Here is a 270-nt window from a genome sequence, read left to right as displayed (position 1 = left end):
ATATCGTGCGCGATGGCGACGACGTGACGATCGTCACTTACGGGCGCATGGTGCATTACGCGCTCGACGCGGCGCAGAAGCTCGCGAAAGACGGCATCGAAGCCGACGTGATCGATCTGCGCACGACCTCGCCGCTCGACGAGGACACGATCCTCGAAAGCGTGAGCCGCACGGGTCGCGTGGTGGTGGTGGACGAAGCGAATCCGCGCTGCTCGATGGCCACGGACATCGCCGCGCTGGTCGCGCAGAAAGCGTTTCACGACCTGAAAG

At 64.1% G+C, this 270-nt stretch carries 1 protein-coding gene; it reads left to right on the top strand.

Annotated elements, in window-relative coordinates; translation table 11 throughout:
• Window positions 1-270 (top strand): transketolase C-terminal domain-containing protein (locus tag R2R70_RS20450; protein ID WP_410978970.1); only part of this gene is annotated, 270 nt, incomplete at both ends.

The sequence above is a fragment of the Cobetia sp. SIMBA_158 genome (genome assembly GCF_046566945.1).
In the GTDB taxonomy this organism is placed as follows: domain Bacteria; phylum Pseudomonadota; class Gammaproteobacteria; order Pseudomonadales; family Halomonadaceae; genus Cobetia; species Cobetia amphilecti.
This window is presented reverse-complemented; position numbering and strand designations above follow the sequence as displayed.